13 protein-coding genes and 1 pseudogene are annotated in these 15,149 nt (G+C 58.7%); 12 read left to right on the forward strand and 2 right to left on the reverse strand.

Annotated elements, in window-relative coordinates; genetic code table 11:
* The first annotated feature begins 38 nt into the window (after window positions 1-38).
* From BUA36_RS07385 to BUA36_RS30665, 5 genes are read left to right on the forward strand one after another with little or no spacing between them, the layout of a single operon-like run.
* Entirely contained in the window at window positions 39-521 is a 483-nt protein-coding gene (locus BUA36_RS07385) for a hypothetical protein (RefSeq protein ID WP_139260404.1), read from the forward strand.
* 28 nt (window positions 522-549) lie between these two features.
* Window positions 550-1,635: an AAA family ATPase gene (locus BUA36_RS07390; protein ID WP_229255639.1), complete on the forward strand. Its 1,086-nt coding sequence runs from the start codon at window positions 550-552 to the stop codon at window positions 1,633-1,635.
* Complete coding sequence (locus tag BUA36_RS07395; RefSeq protein WP_072783040.1) at window positions 1,619-4,090, forward strand: S8 family serine peptidase; 2,472 nt, start codon at window positions 1,619-1,621, stop codon at window positions 4,088-4,090. The genes BUA36_RS07390 and BUA36_RS07395 overlap by 17 nt, the downstream gene beginning before the upstream one ends.
* Window positions 4,087-4,986 carry a hypothetical protein gene (locus BUA36_RS07400; RefSeq protein WP_072783042.1) on the forward strand — a complete coding sequence of 300 codons (900 nt, stop codon included), beginning with the start codon at window positions 4,087-4,089 and terminating at the stop codon, window positions 4,984-4,986. Before BUA36_RS07395 ends, BUA36_RS07400 begins: the two co-directional genes overlap by 4 nt.
* Before the next feature lie 13 nt (window positions 4,987-4,999).
* Window positions 5,000-5,272, forward strand: a complete 273-nt coding sequence (locus tag BUA36_RS30665; RefSeq protein WP_167544265.1) for a hypothetical protein — start codon at window positions 5,000-5,002, stop codon at window positions 5,270-5,272.
* Between the two features lie 5 nt (window positions 5,273-5,277).
* On the opposite strand, the pseudogene BUA36_RS07405 reads toward BUA36_RS30665, so the two are convergent.
* Window positions 5,278-5,604: pseudogene (locus tag BUA36_RS07405) on the reverse strand (helix-turn-helix domain-containing protein); the annotation flags it as partial.
* 237 nt (window positions 5,605-5,841) lie between these two features.
* Between BUA36_RS07405 and BUA36_RS07410 the strand changes: the two are divergent.
* Genes BUA36_RS07410 through BUA36_RS07420 form a run of 3 tightly spaced genes read left to right on the forward strand, consistent with a single transcriptional unit; the run spans window position 5,842 to window position 10,087 of the window.
* Window positions 5,842-6,228: a BlaI/MecI/CopY family transcriptional regulator gene (locus tag BUA36_RS07410; RefSeq protein ID WP_072783044.1), complete on the forward strand. Its 387-nt coding sequence runs from the start codon at window positions 5,842-5,844 to the stop codon at window positions 6,226-6,228.
* A complete protein-coding gene (gene blaOXA, locus BUA36_RS07415) occupies window positions 6,225-8,018 on the forward strand; it encodes a class D beta-lactamase (protein ID WP_072783046.1) in 1,794 nt (597 codons plus the stop codon). Before BUA36_RS07410 ends, blaOXA begins: the two co-directional genes overlap by 4 nt.
* The gene (locus tag BUA36_RS07420) at window positions 8,018-10,087 is read left to right on the forward strand and encodes a TonB-dependent receptor (RefSeq protein ID WP_072783048.1); all 2,070 of its coding nucleotides are present in this window, start codon (window positions 8,018-8,020) and stop codon (window positions 10,085-10,087) included. Before blaOXA ends, BUA36_RS07420 begins: the two co-directional genes overlap by 1 nt.
* A gap of 11 nt (window positions 10,088-10,098) precedes the next feature.
* On the opposite strand, the gene BUA36_RS07425 is transcribed toward BUA36_RS07420, so the two are convergent.
* On the reverse strand, window positions 10,099-11,082 hold the full coding sequence (locus BUA36_RS07425) for a hypothetical protein (RefSeq protein ID WP_139260406.1): 984 nt from the start codon (window positions 11,080-11,082) through the stop codon (window positions 10,099-10,101).
* A gap of 223 nt (window positions 11,083-11,305) precedes the next feature.
* On the opposite strand from BUA36_RS07425, the gene BUA36_RS07430 reads away from it, so the two are divergent.
* The 4 genes from BUA36_RS07430 to BUA36_RS07445 are packed head-to-tail and all read left to right on the forward strand — an operon-like array spanning window position 11,306 to window position 15,135.
* Entirely contained in the window at window positions 11,306-11,722 is a 417-nt protein-coding gene (locus BUA36_RS07430; protein ID WP_072783052.1) for a DUF2141 domain-containing protein, read from the forward strand.
* 6 nt (window positions 11,723-11,728) lie between these two features.
* The gene (locus BUA36_RS07435) at window positions 11,729-13,195 is read left to right on the forward strand and encodes a carotenoid oxygenase family protein (RefSeq protein WP_072783054.1); all 1,467 of its coding nucleotides are present in this window, start codon (window positions 11,729-11,731) and stop codon (window positions 13,193-13,195) included.
* A 30-nt stretch (window positions 13,196-13,225) separates the two neighbouring features.
* Window positions 13,226-14,377, forward strand: coding sequence for a sensor histidine kinase (locus tag BUA36_RS07440; RefSeq protein ID WP_139260408.1), 1,152 nt, complete (start codon window positions 13,226-13,228; stop codon window positions 14,375-14,377).
* Window positions 14,362-15,135 (forward strand): LytR/AlgR family response regulator transcription factor, encoded by a 774-nt coding sequence (locus tag BUA36_RS07445; RefSeq protein WP_072783058.1) that lies wholly within the window; start codon window positions 14,362-14,364, stop codon window positions 15,133-15,135. Before BUA36_RS07440 ends, BUA36_RS07445 begins: the two co-directional genes overlap by 16 nt.
* Window positions 15,136-15,149 lie beyond the last annotated feature (14 nt).

The following is a 15,149-nucleotide window of genomic DNA, read 5'->3' on the forward strand; positions in this document are numbered from 1 at the left end:
TTGTCATTATGATATACCGATTGCAACATGGTGCAATCGTGACCGTGATGTCGGCAAAAAAAATTAAAGTGAAACGAAATACGTTTGTTTTTGATGCTTTTTGTTGCGTTATTGGGGGTGAAGTGATACGATCGTTTCATATTTATTTGGTCCTGATTATGCCTAAAGTTCAAAAAGACGACGCTCTTCACACAGAGATACAGGCCATCGTTGCTTTGTGTGGTGGCCTTGGTAAAGCCGAGAAAGCCCTTCAAATCAACCGTGCCACACTGTGGCGGTTCTGCAAGTCTGGCTGTGCAATTGATCGAACTCGACAGCAATTGGAAGTAGCGGCAAAACGATATAGAAGTGAAACGAATAATTTTGTTTCCCGGCAAGAGAAAAAAATGCCTGCTTCTGACGAATTGCGCATTGATCAGCTGCGTAAGATCCGGGCCTTCTGCCAATCCATGATCACTTTCGTTGATGCATTTGAGAGCACGCTCGGCCTCGCGGTGGATACGCACGCCGCCGCACAGTAAGGCGCAGTTGAACTAAGAGGTATTTGATATGTCGACAAGTGTAAAAGGCGATCGCCAGGCGTTAAAACGGACGATGGAGGCTATTCTTGCTGCGTCCCAAAAGAAGGCAGCGAAGCAGCCGGAGCTTCCTGGCTTGGATGTGCTCCCTCAGAGCGCAGGAAATAGCACGACTAAAGTGTTGCCTGAACGTATTGCCGAGATGGTTTATAACGTACCTGCTAAGCGCAGGCTGGCAGATTTGTTCCTGCAGAGCGATATCGTTGAAGAGGTTAATGAATTTATTTATGAGTATTCGCATTCTGCCCTTTTAAGAGCGAATTCTCTTGAGCCCCGACATACTCTCTTATTAGTTGGTCCTCCTGGTAATGGTAAGACCAGTCTGGCTGAAGCATTGGCTACTGAGTTGTCACTTCCACTGCTTTCCATTCGCTATGATGCAATCGTTGACAGTTTCCTTGGCGAGACGTCGAATCGGTTGCGAAAGCTGATCGATTACGCCACGTTAAATCCTTGCGTCTTATTCTTTGATGAGTTTGACGCGGTGGGGAAAGAGCGTAGTGATGCTCAGGAAACCGGGGAAATAAAGCGTGTGGTTAGCTCGTTGCTTGTGCAAATGGATCATTTACCTAGCCATACACTCATCGTGTGTGCAACCAATCATCCTGAACTACTGGACCGTGCCGTTTGGCGCCGCTTTGAAGTAAAGCTTGAAATTACTCGCCCTGATCGTTCGCAATTAAAACAATGGTTCACTCGATTCGGCAAATCGTTAAATGATGTCGAGCTCGGTGTAACACCCGATGAGTTTGCTGAGTGCATGGACGGCGAGAATATGTCTGAGGTTGAAGCCTTTACCTTAGACGTTAAACGGAAGATAATATTATCCAAAGGGCGTATCACACCAGCCGAGGCTGTTGGCCATGTCTTAACTCGGTTAAAAAAACGCCCATCGAATAATGTTACTCTTCTCAGGGATCATGGCGACCAATTATCCGATCATACGGCTAAACCGAGTGCAAAAAGACGCGCCTCGAATAACGGGGCGAAAACCTCCGCCACCCCCAAGCAAAATCCCGTACGTAAAGCAGCTGCAGCGCTTGGGAAAAAAGTTTGATTCAGTTTTTCAAAACCTGGCGAAATTTGATAGTGGCGTTGAAGTTGCCTACGATCCCAGGAATGTCGTTCCTGAGCGTGCCGCAGTATTTGAATTAATCGGTAAAGTTGCTGATTTTGAGGTGGCGGCTCAAGCGCTTGGCTTCGAATGGATGGGAAGCCGCAGCCTCGACTCTGACGCTGAAGATGAGGAACGAGACGATGATGAGGACGGCGCCGGCGGCCAGGGCAACAATGTTCTATACCTTACCATTCCAAGCCCGAAAGGCCTGAAAAATCTCCTGGCGCAGTGGAACCGATATAGCCGCGGTGAGGAGCCTCCTACGCGTGCCGATAAACCGCTATGGCTCCTCTTTGGCTACTTATCTGACTTAAGGGGCTGGTCTGAGAAAGATCGCATCGACCCCGCCCTGACGAAATACATCGATCTTCTGGTTGCCGCCTACCCCGATCGTCACGTACAGGTGGAGTTGGACTTCTGGTACCGAAGTGAGAAAGAGCGTAGGGACAACTCGATTGAGGTCTTAAAGCGCTTGCTTGTCGAGGTCGGCGGACAGCTGCTCGATCTGGTTGATATCAACGAGATTCGCTATCAGGGCGCCCTGGTAAGCTTGCCGGCAGCCGTTGCTAAGAAGCTTGCTGCCGGAAACACGATAACGCAGTTCGACGACATCATGACGATCCGGCCGCAGTCGATTTACTCGACTGAGTTGTCGCCGGAGGTGCCAGTGACCGGCGCCAGCTTCTCGCAATCCTTACCTACCCGCCGATGCATTACCGCACTTCTGGATGGTTACCCGGTGAGCGGACATGCGGCTCTTTCTCAACGCCTTACAATTCACGAAGTCGATGTCAAAGGCGAGGATGTTCCCGCCGCAGCACGCAATCATGGTACTGCGATGGCCTCCTTGATTGTGCACGGTGACCTGCAGGCAACCGATGGCGCTATCACGCGCCCTATCGCCCTTTTCCCTGTCCTGAGCTGCACCAGTAATCCAGGAAGTCAAGAAACAACGCCGAAAGGAAAGCTGCCAATTGGCGTGATTTACCGGGCGCTTAAAGAGTTGGTGTCTAACCGGACAAAGCCAGAATTTGCCGGGATCACCGTCGTGAATCATTCCATCTGCGACACCTATGCCCCATATGTACGTAGACCATCTCCATGGGCCACCCTCCTCGATTACTTTAGCCATCACCACCATCTGTTGTTTGTGATAAGCGCGGGCAATATCACGGAGTCCTTCCCCGTTGACCTTTTTGCGAACTTGAATGCATTTAACGGCGCAAACCCGGCGCTGCGGGAGGCTGCGTTGCTCAATGCCATCAACGCCGCAAAAGGCACGCGAGGAATTCTCAGCCCAGCAGAATCGATTAATGGTGTGACCGTTGGGGCGCTGCACATTGATGGCGCGGGAAAACCAACGAACGTGATTGATCCTTACCCTGAAGCCGAAGTTCCTAATTTGGCCTCGGCTTTTGGCTTTGGTGTGAACCGGAGTTTGAAGCCTGATCTTGTCGAACAGGGTGGCAGATTTACCGCAGGGTGCTCAAACGTACCAGGGGGTGGTGTGAAGGTGCATGCACTGGCCGCTGCTGGAATGGGCCACCAGGTCGCCAGCCCATCAGTGACGGGTGACCTGACATACGTGACGCGCACAGCCGGCACCAGCAATGCCGCTGCATTGCTCTCCAGGGCCTGCAACAAAATTGCCGATGCGGTAGAGGACTCATTGGCAGAAGAAGGAACAGATTGGCTAAGTCTTCGCACGCGGGCAGTTATTCTGAAAACCTTGCTTGCACATGGTAGTGCGTGGGGAGAGTCCGCTGAGCATTTATATGGGGCGTTTCCGCCGATCGATGGGCGCAAGCATGTGATGCGAAAGGACAACCTCTCCAAGTTTTTCGGCTATGGTCGACCTGATCTACGCAGGATCGTCAGTGGTTCTGAGGATCGAATCACGCTGTTGGCCGAAGACTTCATCGCTACGGGCAAGTTGCACGAATACCGTCTTCCCATTCCAACGGCAATGATTAACAATAAAGAGGTTCGCTCGATCACCGTGACCTTGAGTTGGACAACGCCAGTTGTGACGCACTCGGTTGACTATCGGGGAGTTGGGCTCAAGCTTGTTAACGCACAGGGCAAGACCGCATTATGGGAAGGCGTTGAACGTCAGTTGCAGCCTAATCGCACCACTTGCGACCGAGGAACGCTTCTGCACATTAAGTTTGAGGGAGCCAAGCTCGTCAAGGCCGCAGATCCCGCAGGCATCTTCATTGGGATTCAGGCTCTACAGCGACACCCCTCCCTGATAGGTGCTTCCGTTCCATACGCGTTGGCCGTGACGCTTGAAATGGCGCAAAGCCAACAGACGGGCATTTTTGAAGAGATCCAGGAAATTATGAAACAGCGCGCTGCGGTGCGTTCACAAACTCGAATTGGAACCAGAACATGAGTGTATTTAGTAGCGGCGATTCCTTGGGGGCTCGTAGCCAGTCTGAGATTGGTGAGTATCTTGCGGCCATCGGCGACAATCAGGCAGCCGCCGAATTTCTCGGCGGCCAGGTCGCAGGCCAGGGGCTGTTCGGATCGAAGAAGGCGTATAAGCATATCGACTCCATTCTCGGTTTTGTGCCAGTGACGACAGGCGATCAGGTCAAGGTCCCTGTGCAGGGCGCCAGCAAGCTTACTGCCGATGCCGCCATTATCGGCAAACGGGTGAAGATTTCACTCGATAAGTTTTATGTCGCGGAATATCCAGGCCGCGGCCAGCACCTCATCTTGTGTGAATTCACCGGGAAGAACCAGATGGCCGGCGAGACGGAGGAACTTCGCTTCGCACTGCGATTTAATGCCAATGACGGCTCTGGCGCCGGCATGGCCGGCGTGCCGATCTTTATGGGCGTGACGGTTGGCAAGAACGGCATTTCATTCGAAGGACGTTCGATCAACGTCAACAGTTCCGGAGATGAAACCGTGCTCGACACACTGGGCACCCCCGCCTTTCAAAATGGCTTAGGTCTTCTGCTGTCTGCACAGCCAGCCTTAAAACCCTTCACCAGCCTGGCCACGGCCGTGGTGAAAACTATTGCAAGCAAATCGAAGAACACCCAGGTGCATAACTTTGCGCTGGGCCTTGATTTCGCTGCAAGCGGCACTTCTGCCAAGCTTCAATATGGCTCATATGTAGTTGTCCAGTGTGATGAAACAACTGACTGGGAATGGGATCAATACGAGTGGAATCGAGACACGAACATGATCGAGCTCAAGGATAAATCACGGGTCTTCCCATACAACTTCATGGTGTTTAGGGTTGTGCCCTTTGACGAAGAGGACAGCGCGGCCGGTTGAATCCGCACTTCATATGTATATTCTCAAAGAAGGCCGAGCGGCGTACTTGGAGTTCTTACGCAATCTTACGCCCCAAATTTTGATGCTGTCACTTGCATTTTTTGTGGGGCGCAAAATCGATTTTACTCAGTTGGACTGGGCATACGCGACACCTACTTTTATCTTTTATTCGTTCATGCTGATTGCCATTTTTGCTGCCTACGCAAATGCAACACTGTTCATGGAAAAGTATTCACCGAGTCTGCAGGTTGTTCGTTTGCTCGCAGAATTGACCCATTCCAATTGACCCGCCTTCCACTGCCTGGCAAACGCTGCCACGCGGTCGTATGACCCTTCATAGCCGAGTTCTTTCAGTTCCAGGTGGAGCTGCTTCAAACTGCGCCGCTGCTTACGAGGCTTTGTAGTCTCGGCCTTTAGCCAGCCTGATAGCTGCACCGAGTATTTATCCAGTCCACTAGATGATCGCCGCTCCGCATAGGAGGGCTCTGTAGTTTCCGATCGCAGGTAGCGTCGGACGGTGTTGCGCGAGATGCCGAGTCGTCGGGCAATCTCTCGTATGGGGATCTGGTCACGAAGGTGCCAGCGTCGAATTATTCCTAGCAATGCCACGTCGATCACTCCGATCTCCTGCCGAAAGGACAGGGGGAATTGTGCTACTAACGTGGGTCAGATTCCGTTGCAAATTCGTGGGGAAGGTGGGTCAGATTTCAGTGCAACTTAACAATCTGCGCTCTCTTGGTGAAGCTGTTGGGGGCGCTGGAGAAACCGGCGGCTTCAACTTATTTTCTCCCGCCATATTGACTCCATGTGACTAATGTCGCATCATTGCTAGTATAGTCACATACCGAGTCATCCATGTCCGTCCCTTCCATTACCGAACTGAGCCTGTTGAAGGCTTTATGGCGCCAGCAGCCGCTGAGCGCGCGCGAAATCCACCAGCAAGTCGAGGCTGAACTCGGCTGGTCGTACTCATCGACGCGCAAGACGCTGGAACGCATGCTGGAAAAAGGCATGGTGAACCAGCACCTGGTGCATGGCGTCCAGGTCTACCAGGCCGTGCTGGAAAAGGTCGACACGCTGGCCGCGTTTGCGCGCGACTTTGGCAAGCGCGTGATGGAGATGGACACGCCGCTGCCAGTCACCATGTTCACCGGCAGCAAGCTGGTGGACGAGCAGGAACTGACCCAGCTCGAGCAATTGCTGCAGAACTGGCCCGACGACGCGGACGAATCTCAGCAATGACCGGCTTCGATATCGCCCTGGTCCGCCTGCTGCTCGCTGCCGCAGGTTCGCTGGCGGCCGGCGGCGCGGTCTGGGGTGTGGCCCTGCTGTGCCGCAGATATCTGCCGGCGCTGGCCCAGCATCGTTCGCTGTGGCTGCTGGGCCAGATCGCGGTGGCGGTGGTGTTTGCCGCCATGCTGCTGCCGACCACGCAACGGTTGCGGGTAGTGCCCGTGATCGAGATGAACGAGGAGGCGCCGTCGCCCATGCCGGCGGCGTCCGCATCGCCGCAGGCCAGTGCTACCGTTACGCCGGCAGCGGACTTGACGCCCGCCGCGCCGGCCCTCTCCTGGCATACCTGGCTGCGCGATGCCGCCCGTGCCTGGCTGCTGCTTTACCTGCTCGGCCTTGGTCATGCCGTGTGGCGCTGGCGCCGTGCCCAGCGCTGGCTGGAGGCGCTGGCTGCCAGCGGAAGTCCGTTGGATGCCGCGGCACACGTGCCGCTGCCTGATGTGATTGAAGTCGCCGCGCCGATTTCTCCCATGCTGCAAGGCTTGCGCAAACCGCGCCTGCTGCTGCCGCGCCATCTGCGCACGTTTGATCCCCTGCAACAGCAGTTAATCGTCGAACACGAGCTGACCCACTGGCGCCGTCACGACCTGTGCTGGAGCGTGGCCGCATTCGCCTTGCAAAGCCTGTTCTGGTTCAATCCCTTCATGCGCCTGCTGCGCGCGCGCCTGGGCTGGGCGCAGGAATTTGGTTGTGACCGCGATGTACTGCGCGGCCGTCCGCCCGCCGAGCGCAAGGCCTATGCGGCGGCCCTGGTGGCGCAATTCAAACTGCAACTGCGCCCCGCCGATATGGCGCTGGCCTTTGGCGCCAGCGATGCAGGCGCCCACGCGCCGACGCTGGCGGCACGCATCAGCCTGATTCGCACGCCAACCACGGAGCGTCGTCGCTGGCCGCGCTGGCTGGCGTTGGCCAGCCTGACGGCGGTGGCCGTGGTCAGCGTGGCGTTGCAACCGGCGCTGGGCTGGCGCAGCGCCGAGGTGCAGGACGCGTCTGCCGGCGCGGCGCTGGCGCTGGATTGCACGGTGATGGTGGACGCCGCCAACGGCGCCTCGCTGGTGCGCGAGGGAACGTGCGGCGAGCGCGTCACGCCGGCCTCGACCTTCAAAATTGCCATCAGCCTCATGGGCTTCGACAGCGGTGTGCTGCGCGATGAACATGCGCCCTACCTGCCCTACCAGGAAAGCTATGCGTCCAGCAATCCATCCTGGCGCCATGGCACCGATCCGGCCGGCTGGTTGCGCGAATCCATCGTCTGGTACTCGCAGCAGGTGACGTCGCAGCTGGGCGCCGGCAGCGTGCGCAACTATGTGCAGTCGTTTGAATACGGCAACCGCGACATCGCCAGCGTGGCGGGCGTGGACGACGCGGTGGCGTTCTCCGAACTCAGCCCGACGCTGCGGATTTCCGCGCTGGAACAGGCAGCCTTCCTGCGCAAGGTGGTGAACCGCAGTCTGCCCCTGTCGGCGCACGCATACGACATGACGGCGCGCCTGCTCAAGCTCGATCAGCCGGTGAATGGCTGGGAGGTCTACGGTAAAACCGGCACGGCCGCCGTGCGCCTGCCGGATGGCAGTGAGGATCAGGCACAGGATATCGGCTGGTTCGTCGGCTGGGCCGTCAAAGATGGCCGCACGGTGGTGTTTGCCCGGCTGTTGCAGCATCCGGTCGAGGCTGACCTCTATGCCGGCCGGCAGACGCGTGACGCCTTCCTGCGCGAACTGGCGCAACGCGTATTGTGATGCGCGCGCGGCTGGCGTTGTGCGGCCTGGCCGCGCTGCCAGCGGCGGTGCATGCCGGAGACGATCCGGTAACGACCAGCGTGACGGTCGTGGCAAAAAAACCGCTGGTCGTCAAACTGCCGGATAAAACGGTGTATGACGTCTCCAATATGCCACGCGCGGAAAACGGCAACGCCCAGGACGTTCTGCAATCCACGCCGGACGTATCGGTGACTGCCGATGGCAGCATTGCCGTCAAAGGCAATTCCCAGGTCACGGTGCTGGTGAACGGGAAGCCAACCGCCGTCACGTCCGGCACGGGCGACGAGCGGGCGCTGGCGCTACAGACCATGAGCGGCGCCGACATCGCCAGCATTGAAGTCATCACCAATCCTTCCGCCGCCTACAACGCCAATGGCGGTGCGATTTTGAATATCGTCATGAAGCGCAACCGCAAGCCTGGCGCGCATGCCCGGTGGCGGGCAAGCACAAGCAGCCAGGGACTGTGGAATGTGGGCGCGGACGGCGATCTGACCCGGGACCGGCTGAGCGTGCATGGCAGCGCCGCCCTGCACCACGACGGCACGCTGAAAATCCGCCAGTCCGAGGTGGACTGGCATAACCCTGTCAGCGGTCAATCCGGACAAACGCGGCAGGCATCGGAAGTGTTTGTCCATCGTGTCGTCGCCAGCGCCGCATTGGGCGCCGACTATGTGTTGAGTGAGACTGACGGCCTCAGCCTGTCGGCACGGCGCAATACACGCCGCTCACGTCCGGTTTTCGACGTGCTCAACAACAATCGCACGGAAGCGGCTGAAACCGTTTATCACCGCATCTCCAATGGCCCCAACGAGCAAAGCGATCACAGCGCCAGCGTCAGCTACAACCACCAGGACAGTGGCGCCGCGCTCAAGGCCATGCTTCAGCACAGCGGTACCACGGGCCTCATCGACAAGTCCTACCGTGACGCCTTTATCGCACCGCTGCGCGCCACCGACTACAGCCGTGGCACGACCAGGTCGGCGCGCCGTCTCAATCAGGCCACGCTTGACTGGAGCCGCGCCGGCGCGCATGGCCAGTCGGGCCTGGGGCTGGATATCCAGGACAAGGTTGATGATCTGTCCAACTATCAGGCTGCAGTCGATCCGCTCACCGGCGCCGAAACACCCGATCCCAATACCACCAACGGCTACACGGTGAACACGCGCCTCGGCGCGGCGTATCTGACGCAACAGATCCGTCAGGGAAAATGGGAAGTGCTGCTCGGCGGGCGTGCCGAGTTGATGCGGCTGCAAGTCCGTCCGGCGCAGCGCCAGATGCTGACGCAGCACTGGCAGGCATTCAATCCCAGCTTGCATGTGCAATATGCGTACAGCGAAAAAACCGACGTAACGCTGAGCTACCGCCGCAGCCTGCAAATGCCGGATGCGCTGGATCTCAGTCCCGACACGACCTATGTCGATGCGCAAAATCTGAGCCGTGGCAATCCTCTGCTGAGGCCGCAGCGCCTGTCGTCACTGGAGATAAGTGCGGATACCGCAGGGCCGCAAGTCAGCAGCAACCTCGGCGCCTTCTACCGCGCCAGCAGCGATACCGTGACGGACGCCTGCAGCTTTGCCGACAACGTGCTGATGACCACCCGGCAGAATGGCGGCCGGGCGCGCTCTGCGGGTGTCACCGGTTCGCTTGACTGGAAGCCCGGCGGGGCGCTGAGTGCGGGTGTGGACGGCGGCGTCTACCGCGTGATGTTGTCCACACCCGACCTGGCCGGCATGGTGCGGCAGAGCGGCCTTGCCGCGTACGGCAATGTCCGGGCCGGCTATCAGCTTGGTTCGGATAAGCTGGCGCTCGATGCCCATGTGCAGTCGGCCGGCATCACGCCGCTGGGCCGGTATGGCGCCAGCAGCAGCGTGAACCTGAGCTGGCAACGCCAGCTGAGCAAGACGCTGAGTCTGACCGTCAACGCCAACGATCTTTTCGACGGCAGCAAACGCAGCTATCGCACCAATGCCAGCACCTTCCGCCAGGCTGGCTACGACCATTTCGTCGCACGGCGCCTCTACGTGGGTGTCACCCAAAAGCTGGAGTGACGCGCGCTGGATTACTGAGGCACAGCGAAGAAAGAGATGTTGGTCGTTGGCGTGCCCATGACCGCTACCGCTTGCACCAGATTGCTGCTGTTATTCAGCTGACTGGCGTTATCCAGTACAAACGCAGTTGCGCCAGAGCCGGTATACAAGCGGTCATTGGCGGTGTCGATCGTGAGGACAGGGATGCCCCTCGCCGTCGGCAGGGCCAGCGATGTGACAGCTGGGCTGCCGACGGCAGTGCTTGCGCTGTTCAGGATATGGACTTTGCCATCGCCAACCAGATAAAGACGATCGCGGCTGCTATCCAGCGCAAGGTTGTTGACATAGGTTGGGACCGCGAAACTACGCGTGATCGGAGTTTCCCCCCTGGCGGTATCAATGTGCTCCATCACGCCGATCTCGGTGGGGCTGCTGCAGCATAAAGGCAGGGCATACAGCACATTGCGTTTAAAATCCAGCGTAATGCTGTTGCCAAAGATGGGGCCGGAAATGATGCGCGACGGCGTGACGGTGCCGTTGATTTTGCTGGCTTGCTCAAACACGGCAACGGCGCCATTGAGTCTGGCCTTCATGCCGATGTAGAGACGGTCGTTGGCCTTGTCCAGGAATACACGCTGCACAAAAATCAGGCCGCTGACATCGGGATTGATGGTGCGTGCAGGTTTGATGGTTCCATCCAGTTTGCTTGCATTGGCGTACACGTCGATTTTGTTCAGCGCGGCCACATATAACTCATCACGGGCGCCGTCAAACGCGCCGTCCAGCCACTGGGTGGTATCACTGGTGAAAATTTTGGCGCTCAACGCGCCTGGCTTGGGCGTCAGCGTATCGATGGCGGCCAGTTTGTAATTGCCGGTATCGCCGATGAACAGCATATTGCCGGAGACAGGCCCCGGCCCCACACCGGCATTGTTGCCGCCAGTGCTACCACCACCACCGCCGCAGGCGGACAAAGCGAGAAGACCAAGAGAAAGCAGAGCAGATTTCAGACGCATAAAAATTAAAGTATCAGGAATAATAATTATTATATATTAAGTTTCCTTGTGGAATTAATTTTGAGCTCAGCACCCTAAGCGGCCACCGTCTCAGCGCCGTTCGCGTACGCAAACTGTCATTCGCGCGCTGTGAACGTCGATTCGTCTCATACCCAAGCGGACGTAAAGTGCACGAGGCAAGATGCGCTCATCGCAATTTGCCATGCCATCCAAAGGAGTCGCTGTGAAGCCGTTTATCCAATGTATCGTTGTCGCTGTGCTGGTCACTGCCGGTCTGGTCCAGGCTGCGGATTTGACTGTGCAGGTTGCTGGTCTGAAAAATGCCAACGGCAAAGTCATGCTTGCGGTGTACGGCCGTGCCGAGGAGTTTCTCAAACAACCCATGCGCGTGACCGCAGTCGATGCGCAACCGGGCAAGGTGCAGCTGATCCTGCGTGATTTGCCGGTCGGCGATTATGCCGTCAGCATTTTCCACGATGAGAATGGCAATGGCGAGCTGGATACCAATGCGGCCGGCATGCCAATCGAACCTTACGGCTTCAGTAACGATGCGGCCGGCAACTATGGACCGCCGAGCTTCAAACAGTCAGTACTGCACCTGCCGGCGGCGGGCAGTACGGTCACCATCAATTTGCGCTGACCGCTCATGCTGCGACGCGATTTCCTGCACGGCCTGGCCGCCAGTGGCGCCTTGCTGGCGCTGCCGGCCCGGGCTGCAGTGGACGAGACCAGGGCGCGCTATCTGGCGAACCTGTCGGTCCAGCCGCGCCTGGCTGCGCTGCGCGGCTGTACGGCTGAACGCCTGAGCGGCGTGGCCACGATCACCGGCCGCTGGCCGGCGGAACTCAGCGGCACCTTCTACCGCAACGGCCCGGCGCGTTTTGAACTCGGTGGCGAACGCTACCATCACTGGTTTGATGGCGACGGCATGGTGCACGCCTGGCGCATCGAGGCCGGCCGCATCGGCCATGCAGCGCGTTTTGTGGGCACGCCCAAATATGTGGAGGAATCCGCTGCCGGACAGTTTCTGTATCCCGCTTTCGGCACGGATATCGCGCGCCGCCCGGTGCGCAACAACGATACGCTCAACACCGCCAACACCAATGTGGTGCCGCACGCGGGCCGGCTGTACGCGCTGTGGGAAGGCGGCTCGGCGACCGAACTGGACGCGGCCAGCCTGGCATCACGCGGCCCCTGTGCATGGCGTACCGATCTTGCCGCCATGCCGTTTTCTGCCCACCCCAGGATCACACCGGACGGTGTGCTGTGGAATTTTGGCGTGGTCCCCGGCGCCAATAAATTGCTGTTGTGGCGCATTGATGCTGATGGCACCCTGGGCAGGTTCGGCATGGTCAAGGTAGCGCACCTGCCCATGGTGCATGATTTTGTCGTCACGGCGCGCTACCTGGTGTTCCTGGTGCCGCCCTTCGACATGGAAAGCGACGCGCGCACCTATCTGGACGCGCATGTGTGGAACAGCAAGCGGCCGCTGCGCGCCCTGGTGATCAACCGTGCGGACTTCAGCCTACAGCGCGTCATCGAGATGCCGGCCGGCGTGGCTTTCCATTTGGGGAATGGTTGGGATGACGGCGATACGGTGCGCTTTGATGCGTGCCTCACAGCCGACGATAGTGGTCTGCGTGCGCTGGCCGGTGTCATGCGTGGTGAAAATTGGCACGAAGCAGTCACCGATAGCATGCTCATCACGCTGAACCTGCGCAACGGTACCGCGCGCAGCGAAACCCTGTTGCGTGGCACCGAGTTCCCGCGCGTAGCGGCAGCGGAAGTGGGCGCGCGCTACCGCCAGCTCTTCATGACGACCACGGTCAACACGGACCAATTCGGCATGACGGGCGTGGCCAGCGTCGATCTCGACAGCGGCCGCGTGGACCGTTTTGAATATGGGCCGGACTGGATCGTTGAAGAACATATACCGCTGCCCAAGGCTGGCGGAGCCGGGCAGTGGCTGCTGGGTGTGGCTTGCGATATGCGGCAGCAGCAATCCGTGTTGACAGTGCTGGACGGGGCGCAGCTGTCGCAGGGGCCGGTGGCGCAGGCGCATCTGCCATACGCGGCGCCGTTATGCTTCCACGGTAATTTTCTGGCAGTGTGAGCCGTCCTGCCGCATAATCGGATTTTCATTGTGACCCGACACCGCAACGTGGCCAGCGACCACCCTCTTGAACTGCTCCCATATTTCCGCCGCTGGCAGCCCGGGCTGACGCGCGACCTGGTCTACACTGGAGTGCTGGGGACTGGTTTTGGCCTGCTGTTTTTTGGCTTGTATGCCTACGACTTGCCGCGCCAGCGCTTGCTGCCGCAGTTGGTCAACGACTTCGTCATTGCGATCGCGATTGCCTACGCCATCCACGCTTTGTTTGCGGCCGGCCAGGTCCTGCTGGGGCCGTGGCTGCGCAAATGCCCGGGCTGGCTGCGCACGGCGTATTACCTGGCGGTGCCGACGGCCGGTGTGTTTGCCGGTTACTTCATCGGCCTCATACTGCTGAACCCGGCTGCTGCACGCCATACCATCTTCACGCCGGGAATCGTGGTGAGCTTTGCCATGGTATCGGTGCTGGTGTCCTGCGTACTGTTACTTCTGTCGCTGATGCGCGCGCGTGAAATGCGAGGGCAGGAGCTGTTGGCGGCGGAACAGCATCGCGTGCTGGAGGCCGACCACCGGGCCTTGCAAGCGCAGCTGCGGATGCTGCAAGCCCAGATCGAGCCGCACTTTCTCTATAACACCCTGGCTAACGCCGTTGGCCTGATTGACCCTGCCCCAGCGCGTGCGCGCCTGCTGCTGGAGCGTTTGATCGACTACCTGCGCATGACGCTGGCCGCCAGCCGCGATACCGATGCGCCACTGCAGAGGCAAGTCGATGCCATCACAGCTTATCTGGAACTGATGAAGCTGCGCATGGGCGAACGCCTGCGCTACCGCATCGCGGTAACGGACGAGGCTGCCGGTATATCACTGCCGCCCATGCTGCTCCAGCCGGTGATTGAAAATGCGATCAGCCACGGGCTGGAACCCAATATTGCCGGTGGCGAGATCATGCTGACGGCAGCCATCGAACAGCACCAGCTGTGCATCGTCATCAGCGACACCGGCGTCGGCTTGCGCGCCAATGGAGCGGGCAAGGTGGGTGGCGGCGTCGGCCTGTCCAACCTGCGTGAACGGATTGTGGCGCTGTATGGCAAGGACGGTAGCCTGAACATCACCACCAATGCGTCCGGCGGCGTCAGCGTCAGCTTGCGCATTCCCCACATCGAGAGCACATGTACACCGCACTGATCGCTGACGACGAACCGGTACTCGTCGATTTTTTGCAGGCAGAACTGGCCGCGCTATGGCCGGAGCTCACGGTGGTTGCTGCCGCCAGCAATGGCGTCGATGCATTGCGGCTGATCGGCGAGCTGGCGCCGTCCGTGGTGTTTCTCGATATCCGCATGCCGGGACTGACGGGTCTGGAAGTGGCCCAGCGGCTGCAGGCTTTCAACGCGGTGCCGCACGTGGTCTTCGTCACCGCGCACGATCAGTACGCGGTGGACGCTTTCGAGCGCGAGGCGGTGGATTATCTGCTCAAGCCACCGACGCGCGAGCGCCTGCGCCGTGCTGTGGACAGGCTCAAGCGGCAACTGGCGGCGACGGACCGTGCGCGTCCCACCGCCGCGCTACTGGCCAGGCTGGAAGCCGCGCTCGCACCGCCAGTGGCCACTCGTTCGCTGGCGTGGATCCTGGCTGCGCACGGCAACGAAACGCGCTTGATCGCGCTGGACGAGGTGATCTACTTCGAGGCCAATGACAAGTACGTGTCAGTGTTTACCGAAGAAGGCGAATCATTGATACGCACGCCGCTGGCGGAGTTAATCGCCGGCCTGGATGCCAGCCTGTTCTGGCAGGTACATCGCAGCACGGTGGTGGCGGTCAGGCACGTGGCAGGCACACGGCGCGACTTCCGCGGCCGCATGCTGGTCAAGCTGAAAAAGCGCCCCGAGGAACTGCCTGTCAGCCGTGCCTATCTGCACCTGTTCAGGCAGATTGAGTTCTGAAACCATGCTGTCCG

It is taken from the genome of Duganella sacchari, from assembly GCF_900143065.1.
GTDB lineage: Bacteria > Pseudomonadota > Gammaproteobacteria > Burkholderiales > Burkholderiaceae_D > Rugamonas > Rugamonas sacchari.